At 61.4% G+C, this 22,466-nt stretch carries 19 protein-coding genes, 1 tRNA gene and 2 pseudogenes; 16 read left to right on the forward strand and 6 right to left on the reverse strand.

What is annotated here, in order from left to right:
* The first annotated feature begins 361 nt into the window (after window positions 1-361).
* The 7 genes from SJY32_RS04575 (at window position 362) to SJY32_RS04605 (ending at window position 9,069) form a co-directional block, all read left to right on the forward strand.
* Window positions 362-2,362, forward strand: a complete 2,001-nt coding sequence (locus tag SJY32_RS04575; RefSeq protein ID WP_376872141.1) for a cation:proton antiporter — start codon at window positions 362-364, stop codon at window positions 2,360-2,362.
* A gap of 285 nt (window positions 2,363-2,647) precedes the next feature.
* Window positions 2,648-4,390 (forward strand): arginine--tRNA ligase, encoded by a 1,743-nt coding sequence (argS, locus tag SJY32_RS04580; RefSeq protein ID WP_376872144.1) that lies wholly within the window; start codon window positions 2,648-2,650, stop codon window positions 4,388-4,390.
* A gap of 75 nt (window positions 4,391-4,465) precedes the next feature.
* Window positions 4,466-6,331 carry an SPOR domain-containing protein gene (locus SJY32_RS04585; protein ID WP_376872147.1) on the forward strand — a complete coding sequence of 622 codons (1,866 nt, stop codon included), beginning with the start codon at window positions 4,466-4,468 and terminating at the stop codon, window positions 6,329-6,331.
* Window positions 6,331-7,335, forward strand: coding sequence for a glycoside hydrolase family 3 N-terminal domain-containing protein (locus SJY32_RS04590; RefSeq protein WP_376872150.1), 1,005 nt, complete (start codon window positions 6,331-6,333; stop codon window positions 7,333-7,335). Before SJY32_RS04585 ends, SJY32_RS04590 begins: the two co-directional genes overlap by 1 nt.
* Window positions 7,328-8,170, forward strand: a complete 843-nt coding sequence (locus SJY32_RS04595) for a segregation and condensation protein A (RefSeq protein WP_376872152.1) — start codon at window positions 7,328-7,330, stop codon at window positions 8,168-8,170. Before SJY32_RS04590 ends, SJY32_RS04595 begins: the two co-directional genes overlap by 8 nt.
* A complete protein-coding gene (gene scpB, locus SJY32_RS04600; protein ID WP_376872154.1) occupies window positions 8,163-8,837 on the forward strand; it encodes an SMC-Scp complex subunit ScpB in 675 nt (224 codons plus the stop codon). The genes SJY32_RS04595 and scpB overlap by 8 nt, the downstream gene beginning before the upstream one ends.
* 1 nt (window position 8,838) lies before the next feature.
* Window positions 8,839-9,069, forward strand: a complete 231-nt coding sequence (locus tag SJY32_RS04605) for a hypothetical protein (protein WP_376872156.1) — start codon at window positions 8,839-8,841, stop codon at window positions 9,067-9,069.
* Window positions 9,070-9,183: 114 nt separating this feature from the next.
* Here SJY32_RS04605 and SJY32_RS04610 read toward each other — a convergent pair whose 3' ends face one another.
* The 6 genes and pseudogenes from SJY32_RS04610 to SJY32_RS04635 form a co-directional block, all read right to left on the reverse strand.
* A complete protein-coding gene (locus tag SJY32_RS04610) occupies window positions 9,184-10,263 on the reverse strand; it encodes a 2'-deoxycytidine 5'-triphosphate deaminase (protein WP_376872158.1) in 1,080 nt (359 codons plus the stop codon).
* Between the two features lie 96 nt (window positions 10,264-10,359).
* A tRNA-Pro gene (locus tag SJY32_RS04615) sits at window positions 10,360-10,437 on the reverse strand.
* Window positions 10,438-11,648: 1,211 nt separating this feature from the next.
* A pseudogene (locus SJY32_RS04620) lies at window positions 11,649-11,930 on the reverse strand (MerR family transcriptional regulator); the annotation flags it as partial.
* On the reverse strand, window positions 11,930-12,229 hold the full coding sequence (gene ihfA, locus SJY32_RS04625) for an integration host factor subunit alpha (RefSeq protein WP_376872161.1): 300 nt from the start codon (window positions 12,227-12,229) through the stop codon (window positions 11,930-11,932). The pseudogene SJY32_RS04620 and the gene ihfA, both read right to left, overlap by 1 nt.
* An 87-nt stretch (window positions 12,230-12,316) precedes the next feature.
* A complete protein-coding gene (locus SJY32_RS04630; RefSeq protein WP_376872163.1) occupies window positions 12,317-13,126 on the reverse strand; it encodes a GNAT family N-acetyltransferase in 810 nt (269 codons plus the stop codon).
* A 282-nt stretch (window positions 13,127-13,408) separates the two neighbouring features.
* Window positions 13,409-13,867, reverse strand: coding sequence for an outer membrane protein assembly factor BamE (locus tag SJY32_RS04635; protein ID WP_376872166.1), 459 nt, complete (start codon window positions 13,865-13,867; stop codon window positions 13,409-13,411).
* Between the two features lie 226 nt (window positions 13,868-14,093).
* On the opposite strand from SJY32_RS04635, the gene SJY32_RS04640 reads away from it, so the two are divergent.
* The 9 genes and pseudogenes from SJY32_RS04640 (at window position 14,094) to SJY32_RS04680 (ending at window position 22,466) form a co-directional block, all read left to right on the forward strand.
* Window positions 14,094-14,654 carry a YceD family protein gene (locus SJY32_RS04640; protein WP_376872169.1) on the forward strand — a complete coding sequence of 187 codons (561 nt, stop codon included), beginning with the start codon at window positions 14,094-14,096 and terminating at the stop codon, window positions 14,652-14,654.
* A gap of 270 nt (window positions 14,655-14,924) precedes the next feature.
* On the forward strand, window positions 14,925-15,131 hold the full coding sequence (gene rpmF, locus SJY32_RS04645; RefSeq protein ID WP_376872172.1) for a 50S ribosomal protein L32: 207 nt from the start codon (window positions 14,925-14,927) through the stop codon (window positions 15,129-15,131).
* A 15-nt stretch (window positions 15,132-15,146) separates the two neighbouring features.
* Window positions 15,147-16,310 (forward strand): phosphate acyltransferase PlsX, encoded by a 1,164-nt coding sequence (gene plsX, locus SJY32_RS04650; protein ID WP_376872175.1) that lies wholly within the window; start codon window positions 15,147-15,149, stop codon window positions 16,308-16,310.
* Entirely contained in the window at window positions 16,307-17,281 is a 975-nt protein-coding gene (locus tag SJY32_RS04655; RefSeq protein ID WP_376872178.1) for a beta-ketoacyl-ACP synthase III, read from the forward strand. Before plsX ends, SJY32_RS04655 begins: the two co-directional genes overlap by 4 nt.
* A 204-nt stretch (window positions 17,282-17,485) precedes the next feature.
* Complete coding sequence (locus SJY32_RS04660) at window positions 17,486-19,333, forward strand: ABC-F family ATP-binding cassette domain-containing protein (RefSeq protein WP_376872181.1); 1,848 nt, start codon at window positions 17,486-17,488, stop codon at window positions 19,331-19,333.
* A gap of 177 nt (window positions 19,334-19,510) precedes the next feature.
* Complete coding sequence (locus tag SJY32_RS04665) at window positions 19,511-20,617, forward strand: histidine kinase dimerization/phosphoacceptor domain -containing protein (RefSeq protein ID WP_376872184.1); 1,107 nt, start codon at window positions 19,511-19,513, stop codon at window positions 20,615-20,617.
* A 291-nt stretch (window positions 20,618-20,908) separates the two neighbouring features.
* Window positions 20,909-21,289 (forward strand): annotated as a pseudogene (rplU, locus tag SJY32_RS04670) (50S ribosomal protein L21); the annotation flags it as partial.
* Window positions 21,290-21,406: 117 nt separating this feature from the next.
* Window positions 21,407-21,676, forward strand: coding sequence for a 50S ribosomal protein L27 (gene rpmA / locus SJY32_RS04675; protein ID WP_376872187.1), 270 nt, complete (start codon window positions 21,407-21,409; stop codon window positions 21,674-21,676).
* 250 nt (window positions 21,677-21,926) lie between these two features.
* Complete coding sequence (locus SJY32_RS04680) at window positions 21,927-22,466, forward strand: GNAT family N-acetyltransferase (protein WP_376872189.1); 540 nt, start codon at window positions 21,927-21,929, stop codon at window positions 22,464-22,466.

Consider the following 22,466-nt stretch of genomic DNA (forward strand, 5'->3'; position numbering starts at 1 on the left):
AATCTTTGTGCGCTCTTGCGGGGGCGACGCGAATTGGGGCGCGCGGGCTTTGCGCGCGAGGCTGGGTTGCGGGTCGGTTGGGGGGGCATGCGGGGCGTGGAACTTGGCGTTGGGGTGGCAAGGCCTTGATCTCCTGGGCGGCATCCTGTCAATCTGGCGCGAATTGGGGGGCGGGCGCGCATCCGTGCGATGATCATCGCGATGTGCCGCTGGTGCGTGCCGTAAAACAGGCGGGCAAGCGGTTGCATCGTCGGGCTTTCGCTTCCCTTAGCGGAAGGCTTTCGCGCGGCGCGACACAAGGACAAGTCTGTACGCCAACGCGTTGGAAAGACGCGGGCGAGGTCAAAGAGTAGGAGTTAAGATGAGTTCAGCGGCGGAGATTGCAGGCGGTATGGGGCCCATGGCCGCGATGGCGCTTGTCGGCGCTTTGGGCGTCGGCGCGCAATGGCTTGCGTGGCGTCTGCGGATGCCTGCGATTGTTTTGATGTTGGCGGCGGGGCTGCTTGTTGGTCCTTTTACCGGTATTTTCGATCCCTCCCGTGATTTAGGCCCGATCTATAAGCCCCTGATTTCTCTTGCTGTTGCGGTCATTCTCTTTGAGGGCGGCATGAGCCTTGATCTGCATCGTTTGGGCGATGCCCGGCGCGGTGTCATGCGACTTGTGCTGATTGGCGCGCCGCTTGGCTGGCTTCTCTCCACGCTGACGCTCGCCTACGGGGCCGGCCTGTCTTGGGCGGCGGCGTCGGTTTTCGGCGGGATCTTGATCGTCACGGGCCCGACCGTGATCGCGCCTTTGCTGCGGTCTGCGCGACTGGCCAAACGCCCTGCGCAGCTCTTGCAATGGGAAGCGATTGTGAACGACCCGATTGGCGCCTTGGCGGCGGTGCTTGCCTATGAGGTTGTTCTGGTCAGCCTCTCTGGCGTCTCCGCGACGGAGGCGGCAGGGCTCTTGATCTTGGGAATCTCGGTCGCGGGGCTTGCGGGATGGGCGGTCGCAGAGCTTCTCGTTCGGGCTTTCCGCCGCGGGACGGTGCCGGAATATATGAAAGTTCCGGTGCTGTTTGTGAGTATTCTGGGCGTTTTCGCCGCGACAGACAGTTTGCTGCATGAAAGCGGGTTGCTGGCGGTGACGGTGATGGGGGTTGTGATCGCGAACGCGGACTTGCCCTCGATGACCGAGCTGCGCCGTTTCAAGGAACATGCGACGATTCTGTTGGTTTCTGGCGTGTTCATTCTGATGGCCGCTTCTATGGATTTCGGCCAGATCGCCAATCTCGATTGGAGCGCGGTGTTCTTCGTCGCCGGGGTCGTTTTGATCGCGCGGCCGATCACGGTTCTGGTCTCGTTGATCGGTACGAATTTGCCGCGCAATGAGCGTCTCTTGGTGGCGTTTACCGGCCCGCGCGGGGTGGTTTTGATCGCCGTCGCGGGTCTTTTTGGTGAACAGCTCGTGGGTCTTGGCATCGAGGATGGTGCGCTGCTGGGGCCGCTCGCGTTCGTGCTGGTGCTGTGCACGGTTGTGCTGCACGGCTTCACATTGGCGCCGGTCGCGCGCGCGCTGGGTCTGGCGGGGCGTTCGCCGGGATTGCTCATCGTTGGCGGCTCGCACTTCACCACGGCGCTTGCAACCGCGCTCGACAAGGCAGAGGTTGCGACCCTGATCACCGACCCCAACCACGCGCACCTCATCCGTGCCCGAACGAATGGCATCGCCACATGGTATGGTGATATCTTGTCGGAAGCGGCCGAGGATAAAATCGAGCGCATCAGCTTTGGTACAGTGCTCGCGGCGACGGATAACGACGCCTATAATACACTCGTTGCAACGGATCTCGCGCCGGAAATCGGTCGCGAGGCTGTGTGGCAGGTCGGGCGCTTGAAAGAGGATCGCCCGCGCCACGCGCTTCCGGCGCAGTTGGGCGGGCGGATCTTTGCGGGCGGGCGCACGATTGAAGCCCTTGACCAAATGATCATCGATGGCTGGACGTTGCGTATTAGCAAACTGACGGAGGATTACGACCTCGCCGCTTGGAAAATCGCGCGGCCTGACGCGGTTCCCTTGATGCGCATCACGCAGGCGGGCGCGCTGCGCGTCGTGCGGGCCGCCGACGAGATGAAGGCGGCGCCGGGCGATCGCATCTTGTCGTTGTTGCCCAAAGGGCAGGCCGAGGAGATCGCGAAGGCTCAAGCCATGAAGATGGAGGCGGCAAAAGCAGGCGCTGCGAAAGCCGAGGCCGCGAAATCGAAGACTGCGGAGACTCCCCCTTCGGCGGACTCCGCGAAGGGTGGTCCCGCAACGATCGAGGAGGCCCAAACCGAAACTGAAAAGGGCATGCCAAAGCCGGATGCGCCATTGCCCTAACGCAAAGGCGCCGCCCAACCTAACGGCCCCCAACCTAACGGCCTCGCGCGGCCTCCCAATCCGGTTGCCTCAAATATCCCGGGGGAGGCTGCGCAGCAGACGGGGGCAGCGCCCCCCTTACCGTCACGCCGCTTGTGACCCATCACACCGCCATGACCGTTGCCGCAACCATTTCCACCACCGCGACCCGCGCGCGACCCCTGCGCCAAATCAGCCCAAAGACCCGCCCCTTCTTGACGCCGCGCGCCTGCTCTGGCACTGGAAGGGCAACACGAAAGGCTGATTATGAACCTGTTTGCCGATATCCGCGCGCTCACCCTCTCCGCTTTGACAACGCTCTCGCAAGAGGGTGTCCTGCCGGCTGGGTTGGATCATTCCAATGTCACCGTTGAGCCTCCGCGCGATCCGTCGCATGGCGACATGGCGACGAATGCGGCGATGGTGCTGGCAAAGCCTGCGGGTCTCAAGCCACGCGATATTGCCGATGCGCTTGCCGCAAAACTGGCGCTCGATCCGCGCATCACCTCCGCCGAAGTCGCGGGCCCCGGCTTTTTGAACTTGCGTCTCGCGCCGACAATCTGGGCGGATGTGGCGCGCGCGGCCTTGTCGCAGGGGGATGACTTCGGGCGTGCTGATTTGGGCAAGGGCCTCAAGGTAAACGTCGAATTCGTCTCCGCGAACCCGACCGGCCCGATGCATGTCGGCCATACGCGCGGCGCGGTGTTTGGGGATGCGCTCGCATCATTGCTTGATTTCGCAGGCTATGACGTGACGCGCGAATATTACATCAATGACGGCGGTGCGCAGGTCGATGTGCTGGCACGCTCCGCGTTTGAGCGCTACCGCGAGGCATTGGGGCAAGAGCCCGAGCTGCGCGAGGGCCTGTATCCGGGCGATTATCTGATCCCTGTGGGTGAGGCACTGAAAGAGAAATACGGCGATAGTTTGCTGGGTCAGCCGGAGGAGGTTTGGCTCGAAGATATCCGCCTGTTCGCGACCGAGGCGATGATGGATATGATCCGCGCCGATCTCGCCTCGCTCAATGTCGTGATGGATGTGTTCTCGTCTGAAAAAGCGCTTTACGGCACGGGTAAAATCGAGGCCGCTCTCGCCACGCTAAAGGCGCAGGGGCTGATTTATGAGGGCGTGTTGGAAGCCCCCAAAGGCAAGCTGCCCGAGGATTGGGAGGAGCGCGAGCAGACTTTGTTCCGTTCGACCCAATTTGGTGATGATGTGGATCGTCCCGTTCAAAAATCGGACGGCGCATGGACCTATTTTGCCCCCGATATCGCGTATCACTTCGACAAGGTCGAGCGGGGCTTTGATCAGTTGATCGACGTGTTCGGCGCCGATCACGGGGGCTATGTGAAGCGTATGAAAGCGGCTGTCTCGGCCCTCTCGAATGCGCGGGTGCCGCTTGATGTCAAACTGATCCAGCTGGTGAAGCTGTTCAAAAATGGCGAGCCGTTCAAGATGTCCAAACGTGCGGGCACCTTTGTGACCTTGCGCGATGTGGTGGAGCAGGCAGGCGCGGACGTGACGCGCTTCCACATGCTGACCCGCAAGAACGACGCGCCGCTTGATTTTGATTTCGCCAAGGTTTTGGAGCAGTCGAAAGATAACCCCGTATTCTACGTTCAATACGCGCATGCGCGTGTGTGCTCTGTTCTGCGCAAGGCGGTAGAAGCAGGGGTGGATGTCTCGGATGCGGCGCTGATGGCTGCCAATCTGGAAGGCAATCAGCACGAGGCCGAGCTCAAGCTGGCGCGGCAAATCGCGGAATGGCCGCGTCTGGTCGAAATTGCGGCGCGCGCGAACGAGCCGCACCGGATCGCGTTCTTCCTCTATGAGATCGCATCGGATCTGCATTCGTTGTGGAACCGCGGGAACGACGATGTATCGCTACGCTTCTTGCAAGATGATATCGCCGTCTCGCAGGCGAAAATTGGCCTCGCACGTGCAGCAACCGTTGTTATTTCCGCAGGCCTTGCTATTCTTGGCGTGAAGCCGGCCGAAGAAATGCGCTGAAGCATTCTGGCCGGTACGACGACAGGCAGCCGAGCGATCGGCAAATAACGTCCGGAAAACCGGCAAGAGGCGAGCATGGCCCATATTCTTTACCGCAACGGCGCAGGCCGAAGCGGCGGCTCACTTGATGAGATGCAGCACCCCTTTGAGGGTGCTGAACCTCGTTCCGATGAGCAGGCGCAGCATGGGGCGCCGTCGCGGGCGTTTGATATGGGGTATGTTGGCGCTCGGCCGCCCGTAGGCGGATCGAGATCTGCGACGGGCGTGGCCGGTGGGCATCCGGAGGCTTACGGCGAAGATCACGATGGCTTCGCGCAACAAGCCGCGCGCCGCGGCGCTGAGGGGCGTCTGCATTACGCGCCGAGCCAGCATCCCGCCGTGCATCAATCGCTTATGGAAGCGGTGCGGGATGAAAATCCGGCAGTTCGTCATTTCATCGATTTGCAGCGCGCCGCCGAGGCCCGCGCTGCGGAAATTGCCGCCGCTGAAGCCGCCCGTCGTCTCGCTTTCGAGCAGGCACAGGAACAAGCCCGCCGTGAGGCGGAATTGCTTGCGATGCAAGCCGAGGACGCGCGCGGCTACGGGGCGTTGGGCTTGCACGACAGTCCGGCGGGGAATGATGACTGGGCGGGCTACGCGTATCAGGGCAGGGCGCAAGACGAGTCCGCCGCCGGTTTTGGCGGCGCTGACGAATACGGTGCCGATTACGGTACAAGCTTCGGCGCGAACTACGGCGACAATCCGTATGACATGGGCTTCAATGATCCGCGCATTCTCGCCGCCGCAAGCGCCGCGCAGCACTCTGCGCAGGCCCGCGGTTTGGGGCGCGATGCGGGCGGCCCGCATGGCGCTGATCCCTCTGCGCAGGCTGTGGAGCCGCGCCGTGTTGCGCCGCGTCGGGTGTCACGCCTGCCGCAAGAGCCTGAAAGTTTCCGCGAGGCGCTCGGCGCCTATATGCCCGCAGGCGGCGTGCGATGGATGATGCGTCGCACGGCGGCGCTTGGGTCTGTTGCGATGGTGATTGGTCTTGGCATTTGGGGGTATCAACTGGCTCAGCGTGATATCGCGGGTGTTCTGGTCATCGCCGCGCCCGAAGGACCATCCCGCGAGGCGCCGCTTGATCCGGGGGGGGAGTTGGCGCGCCACACTGGATTGTCCGTCAACGCGATTGCCGCCATTGGCACAGCCGCTCCGGGACCAGACCGCGTCGTGCTCGCGCCGCGCCCGATGGAATTGCTTGAAGAAGACGCGCCGATGTCCGCGCTAAAGCCCCTGCCTTTGCGCGCGGCGGCTGCCGAGACTGAGGCCGCACCGCAGGAAACCGAACGCTTGTTTGAAGCGGCGCTTCCGGTTGCCAATTTGGGCACCAAAGATGCGGATTCCGGTTTCGATCCCACAGCTCTCACGCAGGTCGTGCCGAAACTGGCGGAGGGCGATGACCTGAGCCCGCCTGATGTTGAGGATCCCGAATTGGCCGCGTCTGCCGATGCGCCCGACACCACAGCCGAGACGGCCAGCGCGGATATCCAACCGACTTTGCCAACTTCGGTACCGGGCTTGAAAGTCTCCCCGCGCCCGATCGCACGCCCGCAGAGCGATCTGCAGGCCGAAGCGGCGGCGGCGGCCGTGGCCGAAGCCTTTGCGCCCGAGACACCAGAAGCGATTGATATCGCAGCCGAAGACTTGCCCTCGGGCACGCGCCTTGTGCAAATCGGCGCGCATGACAGCGCCGATCAAGCCCGCGCAGAATGGGCGCGCGTGACGGAACGGTTCGGGGCGTTGATGGCGGGCAAGCGGCGCGTCATCCAAGAGGCCGTATCGGGGGGGCGCACGTTCTACCGTTTGCGGGTTGAGGGCTTCGTCGATGTGGCGGACTCGCGCCGGTTCTGCGCGGCGCTCGTGGCAGAACGCACAAACTGCATCCCCGCTCAGGTGCGGTGATGGCGGCACAATCTGCGGTTATTCTGGGGCTGGAAGGCCCTGTCCTGAGCAAAGTCGAGGCTGATTTCTTTCGCGCGGCGAACCCCTACGGGTTTATCCTATTCGCGCGTAATATCGAGACGCCGCAACAGCTTACGGCGCTTTGCGCTGATCTGCGCGGCTGTGTGGGCGGCGATGTTCCAATCCTGATTGATCAAGAGGGCGGGCGTGTGCAACGGATGCGTGCGCCACATTGGCGGGAGTGGCTGGCCCCTTTGGATCAAGGCGCCTGCGCGGCCGATCCGGCGCGGGCGGCTTATCTGCGGGCGCGGATTATGGCACAAGAACTTCGCTCCTGCGGCGTGGATGCCAATTGCGCGCCCACCTGCGATATCGCAGGCCCGCTGACCCATCCTTTCTTGCGCAACCGGTGCTGGGGGGAGACGGTCGCGGAGGTGGTGAGCCAAGCGCGTGCGACGATGGACGGCCTTCTTGCGGGGGGCGTCCTGCCCATCGTCAAGCATATGCCCGGGCATGGCCGCGCGGTGAACGATAGCCACCATGATCTGCCTACGGTCACAGCCACGGCGCAAGATCTGCGCGAAACCGATTTCGCGGTTTTCCACGCCTTGCGCGATGCGCCGATGGGAATGACCGCGCATATTCGTTTCACCGCGTTTGATGACGCGCCCGCAACGCAAAGCGCGCGGATGATCCAGCTGATCCGTGAGGATATCGGCTTTGGGGGCCTGCTGATGACGGATGATATCGCGATGCAGGCCCTGTCAGGTCGCATCTTTGAGCGCTCCGCGGCCGCTATCGCGGCGGGATGCGATATCGTGTTGCATTGCAACGGCAAAATGGCCGAGGCGGAGGAGGCGGTGGCGGCGTCGGGCGCTTTGTCTGGTGCGGCTCTGACGCGCGCGCTCGCGGCCTTGGGCGCGCGCAAAACCCCCGCGCCCATTGACATAGTTGCCTTGGATGCCGAACTTGGTTCGGTATTGGGGCAGGGGTCGGATGGCTGAAGTTAGCCTCTTTGAAACGGCGGGGACGGTCGAGGATCGGCTGAAATCCGAAGCGTTGATCGTAGATGTTGACGGGTTTGAAGGCCCGCTCGACCTTCTTCTGACGTTGTCTCGCACGCAAAAGGTCGATCTGCGCCGGATTTCGGTGCTCAATCTGGCCGAACAATATCTCGCCTTTGTGGAACGTGCGAAAGAATTGCGGCTGGAACTTGCGGCGGATTATCTGGTGATGGCGGCATGGCTCGCCTTTCTCAAATCCCGCCTTCTGCTCCCGCCCGAGCCGGGCGAGGATGTCTCCGCCGAAGATATGGCCGCGCATCTGGCGTTCCAGCTCGAGCGGCTGCAAGCGATGCGCGATGCGGCGGCGCGCCTGATGGGGCGCGATCGGCTGGGCCGCGATTTCTTCGCGCGCGGCGAGGGCCAAGAGGTCGAGAAGGTCAAAAAAGTGACCTATGCCGCCTCACTGCTCGATGTCATGCAGGCCTATGCACGGATTCGTACACGTGACGAGTTCCGTCCATATGCCTTTGACCGAAAAGATGTTTTCACGCTTGAGGAAGCTCTGGAGCGGTTGCGCAATATGATGGGTTTTATCGGCGAATGGTCGGATCTGGTGAGCTTCTTGCCCGATGGATGGGGGGCTGATCCGGTGCGTCGCCGCTCGGCAACAGCGGCCAATTTTGCGGCGTCATTGGAGTTGGTCAAACAGGGCCAACTCGAAATTCGCCAGCGCGAGACCTTTGCGCCGATTTCGATCCGGCATCGCGCCGGCGGCCGCGACAGCCCCTACGGATCGCCGCTGCAAGACCTGCCGTTAAGGACTAATGATGACTGATCTCACCGACGAAACCCCGAAAGACGTGAGCGACCGCGCCGCGCGCCCGCGTGAGAAAACGCTGTTCGACGCGCCCCCTATCGCGGAGCAAGAGCGCATGGTCGAGGCCATTCTGTTTGCCTCCGCAGAGCCTGTGAAGCTGACGGAACTCGCCGAACGGATGCCGCATGGTTCAGACCCGGCCGAGGCGATTGCCTATCTCAAGCGAAGATATGAGGGACGGGGCGTCAATCTGGTGCGGGTCGGGGATGCATGGGCGATGCGCACTGCGCCCGATCTCGGTTTTTTGATGCATAAGGAAGTGAAAGAAGAACGTAAGCTGTCGCGCGCGGCGATCGAAACACTGGCGATTATCGCCTATCATCAACCGGTCACGCGAGCAGAAATCGAGGAAATTCGGGGGGTTGCCGTCTCTCGCGGCACGATTGATCAATTGCTGGAGATGGAGTGGATTCGCTTCGGCCGCCGGCGCATGACACCGGGTCGGCCCACGACCTTCATCGTAACGCCGCATTTCCTGGATCACTTCGGCCTTGAGAGCGCGCGCGATCTCCCCGGGTTGAAAGAGTTGCGGCAGGCAGGGCTTCTTGATAGCCGCCCGATGCCTGGCAATGAAGATGAGGCGCTAGAAGACACAGGCCAAACCGATATGTTCGAGGAGGAATGAGATGAATTTGAACCGCATTAGCAACATGGTTATCAATATCGTGATGCGTAAAATGATCAATTTCGGCGTCAATAAAGGGATGAGCGCGGTCAGCAAACGCAACCGCCGAGCCGACACGCCGGACGCGGCCCAAGACCGCCCGATGACCGCGCAAGAGGCCAAAATTGCGAATGACGCCAAAGAGGCCGCCAAACGCGCGCGCAAAGCGGCGCGAGTCGCGGGGCGGTTCTAACGTCTAGGTTGTTCCGATCAGGTCGTTTCCGGTTGCCAAAAATATCCCGGGGGGAATGCGCGAGCAGGGGGGCAGAGCCCCCGCCTTCCTTGCGGGATGCAAAGCGGCCTCGCGCTAGCCGACCTTGAAGTGCTTCGAGAGTTTCAGGCCTTGCCCTTGATAATTCGACGCGATTCCTGCGCCGTAGAGGGTCTGCGGGCGCGCCGCCATACGCTCATAGACCAGTCGCCCGACAACCTGACCGTGTTCCAGCACGAACGGGGCCTCGTGGCAGCGGACTTCCAACACCCCGCGCGATCCAACGCCACCGGCGGCCCCATGCCCGAACCCCGGATCGAAGAAACCGGCGTAATGCACGCGGAATTCACCTACCATGGCAAGAAACGGCGCCATCTCCGCGGCGTAATCAGGCGGAATGGTGACTGCTTCTCGTGAGACGAGGATATAAAAGGCACCCGGATCGAGAATGATGCGCCCGTCGCGGGTTCGGATTTCTTCCCAGAATTCCGACGCGGGGTAGTGTCCGATCCGATCAAGGTCGATCACGCCCGTATGCGGCTTGGCGCGGTACCCGACCAGATCGCCCGTGTCAGGCAAAAGATCGACAGAAAAACCCAACCCGTGATCAATCACAGCCTCGCCCGAGACCAGTGCCTCGCGGTCATGCAGCGCCATCAAGTCGCCATCTTCAAGCACAGCTTGGCCCGAGCGGAACCGGATCTGGTTCAGGCGCATTCCGGGCCGGACCAGTACCGAAAAGCTGCGCGGACAGATCTCCGCGTAAAGCGGGCCGTGATAGCCATCGATGATCCGGTCGAACTCGGTGCCGCCATCGGTGATGACACGCGTCAAAAGATCAAGCCGCCCGGTCGAGCTTTTCGCATTCGCCACGGCCGTAATCCCGTCGGGCAGCGCGAGGCTTTCCATCAAGGGCACAAGATACACCGCGCCTTTCTCAAGCACCGCCCCATTCGTGAGGTCCATCCGGTGCATTTCGAACTCTTCCAGACGGCTCTCAACGGGTCTGTTTTTCCCCGCGAGGAATGACGCGCGCACGCGGTAGGCGACAGTGCCGAGGCGAAGATCGAGACTCGCGGGTTGGATTTGCCCCGCAATGAGCGGTTGATCCACACGGATCGCGCCGCGGTCCAGCAGATCGGAAATCTCGGTATCAGGAAGGACGCCTTGGGTCATCGCGGGGCTGCTCCAGAAAAATGGGGGCAGCGATGCGGGGATGCTGCGCCATAAATGCCAACGCCCACCCTGATAACAGGGTGGGCGTTTGTCGGTTGGTCGGGCCGGCGAGATTCGAACTCACGACCTTCCGTCCCCCAGACGGACGCGCTAACCAGGCTGCGCCACGGCCCGACGAGGGGGATATAGCTGCAAGCGGGGGCGAGGTGCAAGCGGCAAAACGCATCTTTTGAATGGTTTGTCATTTGCGGTGGCTCGCAGGCTTTGAACGGGGGCGTGCGCGGGGATCGCGCGGGTGTTTGCGGGGCGGTTGGGCGCGTTTGAGCGCCCTTTCAGGACTCGTTTGAGGATAAGCCACTCGGCCGCGCTTGCAGCTTTTGTTGCAGCGCGATGGCACGTTGAAGCATCGCGTTGAAGCGCGCAGGCGCGCCTTGTTCCTCGCCGGCAATGACATGCGCGTGATAGGCGCGCAGCGCTGCCGAATACACGCCGATTGCGGGCGGGTTTGGGCGACGTTGGACGGGGTCGCGTTGGTCGGGCGCGGGCCGCTCATCCGAATCGATCCCCGCGACGGCCACATCCATCTCGGTCGGCTCTGTATCGCCAGTGGCCTCGACAATCTCCTCGGCCGAGGGATGCGTTTGCGGCGGCAATGCGCTGATCGGAGTTTGATCCTCCGGCTGATCTTCGGGGAAGGCGTCTTCATCCCCCCGCACGTCGATGATTGGCGCATCGGACGGCATCTGGGGACTAGCTTCGGGGCTTTGCACGATCTCTGCGGCGTCCTCATCGTCGATGAAGGACATATCGGCGTCTAACTCGGCATCCTCCGATGTCTGTGAGGGGATGATCGGCGCTCCGAACAGATCCAACTGCGCGCGGCGGGCGTTTTCTTTAGCGATTTCTTTGGCTTGCTCGCGGGTCGGCGGGGCCATGAAGCGGATGACTTCCGCCTCCTGCACATCCTCATGCGCGTCCACCATCATCGGCGCCTCGTCTCCATCAGGCTGCGCATCGGCATAGACAGAGCCGTCGCGGGCGGGCTGATCGGAGGACTCGACTTCGGGGCCTGTCTCGGGCGGCAGGACGACCGGGCGGATCGTTTGCACCGTGGCCATGTGATCTGACGGCGCATCCGGCGCGCGATCAACGCCTGCGTCAACCTGTGCATGCGTGATCTGCGCGGCGGGGCCTGCGGTTTGATCATCCGAGTTTGCGTCAGCTGAGTTGAGCGCCGAGGTGGACGAGGGCAGGACGCGCGCGGGCGGCAAGGCCGAGTCGTCCCAGCCTTGCGCTTCCGCCAGATCGTCGGGCACGTCCTGCACTGCGAGGCCTGTGTCGATATCCGTGGACCCTTGCGCGAAGACCTCAGAGGCTTCGCGCCGTCCGCTGTCTTCCGCCATTGCGGCCACATGACGCGGCCCCAGATCTTTGAGAAGCTTCTGTACGCCGCGGATGGTCAGCCCGTCATCATGCAGCAAGGCCTTGATTCCGCCCAGCAAAGCAACGTCGGAGGGGCGATAATACCGCCGCCCGCCCGCGCGCTTCACGGGTTTGACTTGAGGAAAACGGCTCTCCCAAAACCGCAAGACATGCGCGGGCGTGTTGAGAAGGTCCGCCACCTCGGAGATGGTGCGGAAGGCATCTGCAGATTTGGTCATAAGGATTATGCGTTGCCGGAGGCGACGCGCTCTTTCATCAAATGGGAAGGCCGGAACGACAGGACGCGGCGCGGCGAAATCGGCACTTCTTCGCCGGTTTTCGGATTGCGACCCATGCGAGAGGCTTTCTCGCGCACCGAGAACGTACCGAAGGACGAGATTTTGACCGTCTCGCCTTTGACCAACGCATCGGACATATGTTGCAAGACGCTTTCAACAAGCTGTGCAGATTCGTTACGCGACAGGCCAACCTCACGGAAAACAGCTTCCGAAAGGTCCATACGCGTCAAAGTTTTATCACTCATGCTATCCCCCAGGATAATGTGTCCCTTTAGGATGGCTGCAACGGGCTTCCAAGTCAATATCAATGGCTTGGAAGCCGAAGTTAGAGTTTAGCCGGCCACCATCCGCAAAGCCCGCGCGCGTCCCGCAGGGATCGCCCCGATCTCGACGCCGGTGAAGACATGCAGCGTGTCGAGATCATGATCCAGCACGGCATGATCCGACACCCAGCCCCCCATCAAAAGATAGGTTTTCAAAAGCGGTGGCATCGAGAGCTGGGCGGCTTTGCGGTCAGGGCTGTAGCCTGCGAGCATCCGAGCGTACCGTAAAACTTTGGGCGCCTTGATCTTGGGCAGCCACCGGCGCGGCGCGATATGGCGCGCGGAAAGCATCGCTAGGGCATCACGGTAGCCTTCCCAATCGGTGCCGGTGAAGGAGGAGCAGCCAAACAGCATCGCGATGCGCTCCTCATCGACCATCCGCGTCATCGCCCCCCACGCCACGCGCAAGATATCGGCATCGCGCCAAGCGGGGTGGATGCAAAAGCGGCCCATCTCCAGCATTCGCCCGTCAAATTCGCGCAGTTTGGAGAGTTCGTAGAACTGGGCGGAATAGCTGGTGCCGATATCCGCGCCACTTTCAAAGATCATCGCACGAAAGCAACACACCAGCTGTCCGCTCTGTGCATCCTCGACGAGGATGTGGCGGCAAAGGTCGTCAAACTGGTCGGCATCCACCCCGCCAATATCGCCTGTGGTCTGACGTTTCCCGACAAATGCCAGCCAGCGCAGCTGCTGCGCGCGGGCGATGTCATCAGGCGTGGTGGCGAGGCGTGCAACATAGCGACCGCGGGCAAGGGCGGTCGGCACCGTGACGGGCTCGGCCGATTTGGTCGCGTTGGTGATCGGGCTTTGGTCCATCAGTGGCTCCTTCGTCGCGACGGGCTCAATCTTGGCTCATGGCGCAGAATCACCCTGCGCAAGGCTCTCCCTCAACTCTCACGCTAGGGTATGACACAGGCGCGACGGTGATAAGTCTGCTTTATGACGGCGCGGCGAACAAGAGTGCGATAGCGGATGCGCGGGGGGTGGGGCAGGGGGAAATGCGGCGAGGAGCGGGCTGGAGATACAGAAAAAGGGAGGCCCGAAAGCCTCCCTCTCAAGTCTGACCCTCTCGGGCCGGAGCGATACGTTAAGTCTGTGTTACTCGAACTGGCTTGTCGTCACACGGCCCAGCGAGCCAAGCACTTGGCTGATGAAGCTAACGCCCTTGATGCCACTGTCCGTGACGCGGCGCGAGATCACGATCACTTCGCCATCTTGCAGGCCGAAGCGTTCGATATTGCTAACGCGGTCTGCGGAATCGAAGCTGATTGCAAGGACTTGGCGATCAAGCTCTTGCGGGGCACGGATGCCGTTGCGGACCCAGCGCGAGCCCACGAAATACCAATCAGACCCTTCCAGAACGCCCTGCGAAGACGGGCGACCGATCGTTGCCGCAACATCGTCGCGGGTCGAGGTGCCAACTTCGATCGAGGCGAGCTCGGTATCGTCGGGCACATACCCGTGGTTTGTGTAGACAGGGCTACATCCAGCCGCAAATAAAACGGCGGTTAAACCTAGGCCAAGCGCCATCCGTCGCATAAGCGATCCAATTCCCACCTGATGCCCCTTCTCGTCACGCGCTCATGGATCGGAGCACTTGTGTTGCGCCCCCGAGCCTTTTATCCCGATTACAACAGACGGGCGCGGCTCTCAAGGTCGCAATCGCCCCTACTGGAGCCACAAGGGCCCTGCGCCCCGTATTTGATGTGCGATCTTTGCTTGTTGTCGGACCAATTTGGGATCGGGCAGGGGGCGATGCGCGCGCGCCGAAAGGAACTGACCCATGACTGACTTTGTCGATCTCCCGCCGCCCTATTCCGAGATCAAGCGCATCTCCGAACTCGCTACGCGCAAGCCAAACAGGTTTAAGCTGTCGTTGGATCAGCAGGTTCGGGCCGCTATCGCCGCATGGGCGGGGGTTGAGGAGCTGCGCATGCTGAACTTCGAGGGCGAGGTTTCGGCGCGGGGGCGCTCTGATTGGGAGCTGACCGGAAAGCTGACGGCGCGCGTTGTTCAAGCCTGCGTGATTACCGCGGAGCCGGTGGTAACGGAGATCCGCGAGGAGGTGCGTCGCCGCTATCTCGCCGATTTGCCCGAGCCTAGCGGTGATGAGGAAGAAATGCCCGCGGATGACACGTTGGAGGCTTTGGGCTCGACGATCGATCTTGGGCATGTTGCGCTCGAAGCGCTTGAGCTGGCAATTCCTCTCTACCCGCGTGCGAAAGACGCGGAGCTGGGCGAGGTTTCCTCCGCGCCCGCCGGCGCAACACCCGTTGATGACGAAGTTATCAAGCCTTTTGCGGGGCTTGCGGACCTTTTGAAGGCGCAAGAGAAGAAGGAATAAAATCAAGGGGTTGATTTTAACGGAAGCGGGGGCTATCCCGCCCCTCACATCCTGTTCGGTTTGACCGTTCAGGGTTCTTGCCGGAGCACTGAAATTCGTTGCAACAAAGGGCTTGCGCCCGCAGCAAATAACAGTATGTTCCCGGCCTCATCGAAGATTGGGTTTGCACCCGGTTTGCCAATGGCACCAGTGTTAAAACTCTAGGAAAATCAGGGCAAACGCGCCCCCCACTTAGGGCACGAGACGCGCCCCCGAACCCGAGGTTGTGACATGGCTGTCCCACAGAATAAAGTAACGCGCTCGCGCCGTAATATGCGTCGTTCGCACGACTCCCTCGTAGCAGCAAATCCGGCTGAATGCCCGAGCTGCGGCGAGCTCAAGCGCCCGCATCACGTCTGCGGCGCATGCGGTCATTACGATGACCGTGAAGTGGTAGCGAAAGCTGCCGAGACCGATCTGGACGACGACGCGGCGTAAGCCCGCGCGCCCGCCATGCCGTCTGTGCAAGAAAAAGCTCTTCAGGCTCAGGCCCCCTTGGCGGGCGATATCGTTTTATCGATCGACGCCATGGGTGGCGATCAGGGACCCGCTGCGGTTGTGGCGGGCATTGCCCGTTCTGCTGAACGGGACTCTGCTCTGCGCTTTATCGTCCATGGTGACGAAGCCCAAATCCTGCCGCTCATCGAGGCGCGCGGGATTTCTGGCGTTTGCGAAGTGCGTCACGCCGCTGATGTCGTGACGATGGAAGATAAGCCCTCGGCCGTGCTGCGCACGGGCAAGGGCACGTCGATGTGGTCGACGATTGAAGCTGTGCGCAGCAAGGAAGCGGCGGTGGCCGTTTCTTGCGGGAACACGGGCGCTTTGATGGCTGTGTCGATGATCCGCTTGCGGAAATTGCCGGGCGTGAACCGCCCTGCGATCGCGTGTCTCTGGCCGTCGCACAATCCGCAGGGCTTCAATGTCATGCTCGATGTGGGCGCGGATATCAAAGCCGAGCCGCGTGATCTGTTGCAATACGCGCTCATGGGGATGTCCTACGCGCGCAACGGTCTGGGGTTGGAGCGTCCACGCGTGGGATTGCTCAATGTCGGCACCGAAGAACACAAGGGTCGCGCCGAGCTTAAGATCGCCAATGATCTGATCGCGGCGGCGGCTGACGAGGCGAACTTCGATTACGTCGGCTACGTCGAGGGGGGCGATCTGCCCTCTGCACGCGTGGATGTGATCGTCACTGACGGTTTTACCGGCAATATCGCGTTGAAAACAGGCGAAGGCACCGCCAAGTTAGCCTTTGAGTTGCTCAAGCAAAACCTGATGAGTTCGCTGATCTCCAAGATCGGCGCCCTGATGGCGCGCGGGGCGCTCAAGAAGCTGGCTGCTCGAATCGATCCACGGCGCGTGAATGGCGGCGTGTTCCTCGGCTTGAACGGCACGGTGGTGAAATCGCATGGTGGCGCGGATGAAACCGGCGTTGCAGCGGCGATCGGCCTTGCCTCCGCCCTTGCGCGGTCAGGGTTCCAAGATCGTCTCGCGGCGCGGGTTGCCAGTAGCGGCGGCGATGCCGAGGGAGACGTAGCCGATGTGGCTGCGGATCAGGATCAAAATGCAGCTGAGGGCGCGATTGACGCGCCTAAGGCGGCTGGGGGCCAATTATGACCATTCGCGCCGTTGTCCGTGGTGTCGGGCATTACCTGCCTGAACGTGTTGTCGAGAATGCTGAATTCGAGGCGACGCTAGAGACAACTGACGAATGGATCCGGGCGCGCACCGGCATTGAGCGGCGCCATGTGGCCGCCGAAGGCCAGACGACGTCCATGCTTGCGGTTGAGGCTGCGAAAGCGGCACTTGTTGACGCGGGTTTGACGGCGGACGATCTGGACACGATCGTGGTTGCGACCTCGACGCCCGATTTAACCTTCCCCTCCGTGGGCACGATGGTGCAGGCCGGTCTCGGGATGCATCACGGGTTTGCGTATGACATCCAGGCGGTCTGTGCGGGCTTCGTCTATGCGCTGACCAATGCGAACGGATTGATCCTGTCGGGTCAGGCCAAGCGCGTGATGGTCATCGGCGCGGAGACTTTCTCGCGGCTGATGGATTGGGAAGATCGCGGCACTTGCGTGTTGTTTGGTGACGGCGCGGGCGCGCTCATTTTGGAAGCGCAAGAGGGGGAGGGGACATCCGCAGATCGCGGTATTCTTTCGACCGATTTGAATTCTGATGGACGTCACCGGGATCTGCTGTACGTCGATGGTGGGGTGTCGTCCAATGGCGAGACCGGCAAGCTGCGGATGCAGGGCAATGCGGTTTTCCGCCACGCGGTGTCGAAGCTTGCGGAGACGGCGCATACCGCTTTGGAAAAGGCAGGTTTGGGCGCGGATGATGTCGATTGGATCGTCCCGCATCAGGCGAATCTCCGGATCATCTCTGCCACAGCCGAGAAAATGGGCCTCACGATGGATAAGGTCGTCGTGACGGTGCAAGATCACGGAAACACCTCGGCGGCGTCGATCCCCTTGGCGCTTTCGGTTGGAAAAGCACGCGGCCAGATCAAAGAGGGCGACCTTCTGGTGACGGAAGCGATCGGCGGCGGATTGGCTTGGGGGTCTGTCGTTCTGCGCTGGTAAGATCACGGCGCATGCAAAAACGATTGGGGCGGGGCCGGGAGGTCGCCGCCTTTTTTATTTGCGCAGGCCGTTGCGGATGTGGCTGGCAAGTTTAGGGGCGGTTTTCCGCTTGGCATGCCGCTTGCGCGGGTTGCGATGCGCAAACCTCGCCCATGATGCGCATACCCCCTTGACGGGACGCCCGCGCCCGCTTAGCTCGCGGTCATGGCACGCGCACCCCTCCTCCAGCTCTCCGATATTTCCCTCACATATGGCGGAAATCCTGTTTTTGATAAGCTCGGCTTGTCCGTTCAGCAAGGCGACCGTGTCGCTTTGGTGGGCCGCAACGGCTCGGGTAAGTCCACGCTCATGAAGGTTATGGCCGGATTGGTGGAGGCCGACAGCGGCACTTGCGTTGTCCCCCCGGGGATCCAAGTGGGCTATATGGAGCAGGAGCCGGATCTTTCCGCTTTTGAGACCTTGGGCGATTTTGCCGCGTCTGGTTTGGATATCGGCGAGGAATACAAAGTCGCGATGGTGGCGGAAGGGTTGAAATTCAACCCCGAGACGCGCGTCGCATCGGCCTCAGGGGGCGAGCGTCGTCGTGCGGCGTTGGCGAAACTTCTGGCCGAAGCACCGGAATTGATGTTGCTCGACGAGCCGACCAACCATTTGGACATCGAGGCGATTGCCTGGCTTGAAGCGGAGTTGAAATCGACGCGCACCGCGTTTGTTATCATTTCGCACGACCGCGCTTTCTTGCGCGCTCTGACCAAGGCGACGCTTTGGATCGACCGCGGTTCGGTGCGGCGCCAAGAAAAGGGCTTTGAAGGCTTCGAGGAATGGCGCGAAACGGTATGGGCCGAAGAGGACGATGCGCGCCACAAGCTGGACCGCAAGATCAAGCATGAGGCGAAATGGGCGGTTGAAGGGATCTCGGCGCGGCGCAAACGCAACCAAGGGCGCGTTCGTGCATTGGCCGATCTGCGGGCGGAGCGCTCGTCGCAAATCCGCCGCCAAGGCACCGCCGCGATGGAACTTGAGTCGGGGTCGACCTCGGGCAAGCGCGTGGTTGAGGTCAAAGGGATTTCCAAGGTCTTTGGCGAAAAGTCGATCGTACGGAATTTCGATCTGCGCGTCTTGCGCGGCGATCGCGTGGCGTTTGTTGGCCCGAACGGGGTCGGCAAAACGACGCTTTTGAAAATGCTGACAGGGGAACTTGCGCCGGATGAGGGCACGGTTCAACTGGGCACAAATCTGGATGTTGCGGTGTTCGATCAGGCACGGGCGACGCTCGATTTCTCGATGACGCTTTGGGACGGGATGGTGAACGATCCCGATATGAAGGTTTCGGGCAGCAATGATCAGGTGATGGTGCGCGGTAATCCCAAGCATGTCGTCGCGTATCTCAAGGATTTCTTGTTCGACGAACAGCAAGCCCGCGCGCCGATTGGGTCGCTGTCGGGGGGCGAGCGGGCGCGGTTGCTTTTGGCCCGGATCATGGCCAAACCGTCGAACCTCCTCATTCTCGACGAACCCACCAACGATCTCGACGTCGAGACGCTTGATCTGCTGCAAGATATTTTGGGCGAATATGACGGCACCGTTTTGCTCGTCAGCCACGACCGCGATTTTATCGACCGCGTCGCGACGACAACGATCGCGATGGAGGGGGATGGTCGCGCTACGGTTTATGCCGGCGGCTGGACCGATTATCAAACCCAGCGCGGGCTGGTTCTGGCCGAAATCGCAGCGCAGGAGGCGAAAGCCGCCCAAGCCGCGTCAAGCGCGCCCAAACCTGCCGGAAAATCGGAGAAATCCGACGCGCCCAGCAAGCCCGCTGGCAAGGCTTTGTCCTTCACGGAAAAGCACCGTCTTAAGGCGCTGCCCGATGTCATTGCGAAGCTAGAGGCGGAGATCGCCAAGCTGACCGATTTCCTCTCTGCGCCTGATCTGTTTACCAAAGAGCCTGCCAAATTCAAAAGGGGCACCGAGGCGATGGCCGAACGGCAGGAAGCTTTGGCCAAGGCCGAGGCGGAATGGATGGAGCTTGAGGAGCGGGCCGCGCAATAGGGCGCTCGCGCGACCTTTTGCGCGCATGCGAACGCGGGCGACGCGGATCAGAGGGTGCATCTTCGAGGTGCGCCTTCGCTCCCCGGGGCCATAAGCAGGTTCTAGGGTTGCGATATCGTCGCCATGCCCCTAGCTTGTGAGCGTTGCGTGGTTGAATTGTGAGAATGGAGCACTGGATTGAAGGCTGAAAACCATCCAGAGAATAGCCGCCGCGTTGAGGCGCTTCGTTCTTACGGTATTCTCGACACGGATCGCGAGCGGGACTTCGACGACGTTGTCGCGCTTGCATCGAAGATTTGCGAGACGCCTGTGTCGCTCATCAGCCTTGTCGACGAGGATCGGCAATGGATGAAGGCGACGGTCGGCGTCGAATGGACAGAAACCACGATGGACCGTGCGATCTGCGCCCATGCGATCCTGTCTGACGGCTATATCGAGGTGAATGACACCACAAAAGATCCGCGCACGGCCGATAATCCGCTGGTCACAGGGCCCGAGAACGCACGCTTTTACGCGGGTTCGACATTGTTGACCCCAGATGGCCTGCCGCTCGGGACCCTGTGCGTATTGGATACCAAGCCGCGTAAGCTGACGGACTTGCAGCGTGAGGCGTTGCAAGTGCTTTCGCGCCAAGTCATGGCGCAGTTGGAGATGCGGCGGGCGCTCGCCGCGGCAGAAACCTTGCGCCATGAGGTGGATCACCGCGTTAAGAATTCGTTGCAATCCCTCTCTGCTTTGGCGGGGATCAAAGCACGGGTCGCACGTTCGGAGGAGGCGCGTCACGCTCTCGGCCAGATCCAAAAGCGGATCCACACGGTCGCGATGTTGCATGAGCAGCTCTATAAAACCGATGCGGGCGCGATGGTGGATCTTGGGAAGTATATCGAGAATATCACCAATTATCTTGGGGCGCAGGCGCCGACGAATGTCTCGCTGCAGTGTAAAGCGGAAAAAGTCTCCGTGCCCTCCGATCAGGCCGCCGCGGTGGGTACATTCATCAATGAATTCGTCGCAAATTCCCTCAAACATGCTTTCCCCGAGGGGCGGGCAGGGAAGATCGCGCTCAGTCTGGTGCTGGATGACGAGGGACATGCCGTCGTCACGGCGGAGGATAATGGCATTGGCCTTCCCGAGGATGGCGAGCCACGATCGGATGCGGCGGCGATGGGGCTGGGGATGCAAATCATGCAGGCCACCGCGTCACAGCTCGGTGGCGCGCTGGACGTTATCAGATTGTCGCAAGGCCTGATGACGCGGATCGGCTTTCGTCCCTCGATCCGATAAATCGGCGACGTGATCGACGCGCGATGTCATCACGCAGGACTGGGCAAACCCCTTTTTTATAAGCCTTCCGCGCGCACCTTGGCCGTATTCCCGCTTGACTCTGCGGCCTTCCTCTTTCATAAGCCCCCAATCCGGCGGTGGCTTAAGCTTTCCGCCGGGTTTAATTTTGACCTCGTCCCTGAAGGGACGCGCAGCTCGACGGCGGGGAAACCCACGAACAATCAAGGGCTTATCCAGATCTGGGCAAGCTTGCGGTGGCCATAGGGCGCGGTTGACACGAAGGATAGACCCATGTTCGCGGTCCTCAAGACAGGCGGCAAGCAATATAAAGTTCAAGCGGGCGATGTGCTCCGCGTGGAACTGCTTGACGCAGAAGCTGGCGATAAAGTCCAGTTCAACGAAATTCTGATGCTCGGCGGTGAAACCCTCACCGTTGGCGCGCCGCTCGTTGCGGGTGCTGCTGTTCAGGCTGATGTTATCGACAACATCAAAGCGGACAAAGTCATCACCTTCCACAAGCGCCGTCGTAAGCACTCGTCGCAGCGTACCCGTGGCCACCGCCAGAAGCTCACCCTTCTGCGCGTGACCGAAGTTCTCGCCTCGGGCGCAGACGCATCGGGCGTTAAAGAAGCTATCGGCACCGCAGTCGCACGTCGCGTTGCACATGGTGCGCCGGTTGCTGCTGAAGCCGCGCCGAAAAAAGCCGCTAAAGCTGATGCTAAGGCTGATGCTCCGGCGAAAAAGAAACCTGCTGCTAAAAAAGCAGCGGCAGCGAAGGAGTAATCCCTCATGGCACACAAAAAAGCTGGTGGTTCATCCCGTAACGGCCGCGACTCAGCTGGTCGCCGCCTCGGCGTGAAACTGTTTGGTGGCCAAGCGGCTATCCCGGGCAACATCATCGTGCGTCAGCGCGGCACCACTTGGTGGCCGGGTGAAGGCGTCGGCATGGGCCGTGATCACACGATCTTTGCGATGACTGAAGGCCGCGTAACCTTCAAAAAAGGCCTCAAGGGCCGCACGTTCATTTCGGTTCTCCCAGTTGCGGAGGCGGCCGAATAAGCCGACCGAGATCGACAAGATCTTTGAGGGGATCGGCGCAAGCCGGTCCCCTTTCTCGTTCCGAATGATGTCTCGGGCGAGGGGGGGATCTCCGGCGGATCGGGGGCATCGGTTTGGAAGTATCCCGCCGAAATGGCACGTTTTTTAATGGTTTTTAGGGGCGGCATTGAATTTTGTCATTCGCCTGCCCAATTTCAACGCTAACGCTTGGTCCGGTATCAAGCACCATGCATCTCGGGAGGAGACCAGCATGTATCAAGAGGTCATGACGGCACAGCCGGTGATCGAGGCGGAGCGCTTTATTTTGCGCCCGCTGCGCAAATCCGACGCGGGTTTGATGGCGCTTTATACGGGCGACAAACGCGTGGCTGCGGGCACGCGCGCGATCCCGCATCCCCTTCCGCCCGGCGCGACCGAAGCCTTCATCGCCCGTGCGATGGCCGACGGGCGCAGCGAAGATGTCTGGGCAATCGACGGTTCGGCGCAGGGGCTCGACGAGCTATTGGGCGTCGTCTCGCTGACCCGCATGGAAGAGAACCAGTCGGAGCTCGGGTATTGGATTGGGTCTGGCTTCTGGAATGCGGGCTTTGCCTCCGAAGCCGTCGCAGCGCTGGTTGCCGCCAATCCACATTCGGCGCGCACCTTGTTCGCGGAGGTTTTCCAAGACAACCCAGGTTCGGCGCGGGTTTTGACCAACTCGGGCTTTGAATATCTGGGCGACGCCGAAAGCTATTCCGTCGCGCGTGAAACCCGTGTCCCGACGTGGACATATCTCAAGAAGATGGCCTGA

The sequence above is a fragment of the Albirhodobacter sp. R86504 genome (genome assembly GCF_042466415.1).
In the GTDB taxonomy this organism is placed as follows: domain Bacteria; phylum Pseudomonadota; class Alphaproteobacteria; order Rhodobacterales; family Rhodobacteraceae; genus Albirhodobacter.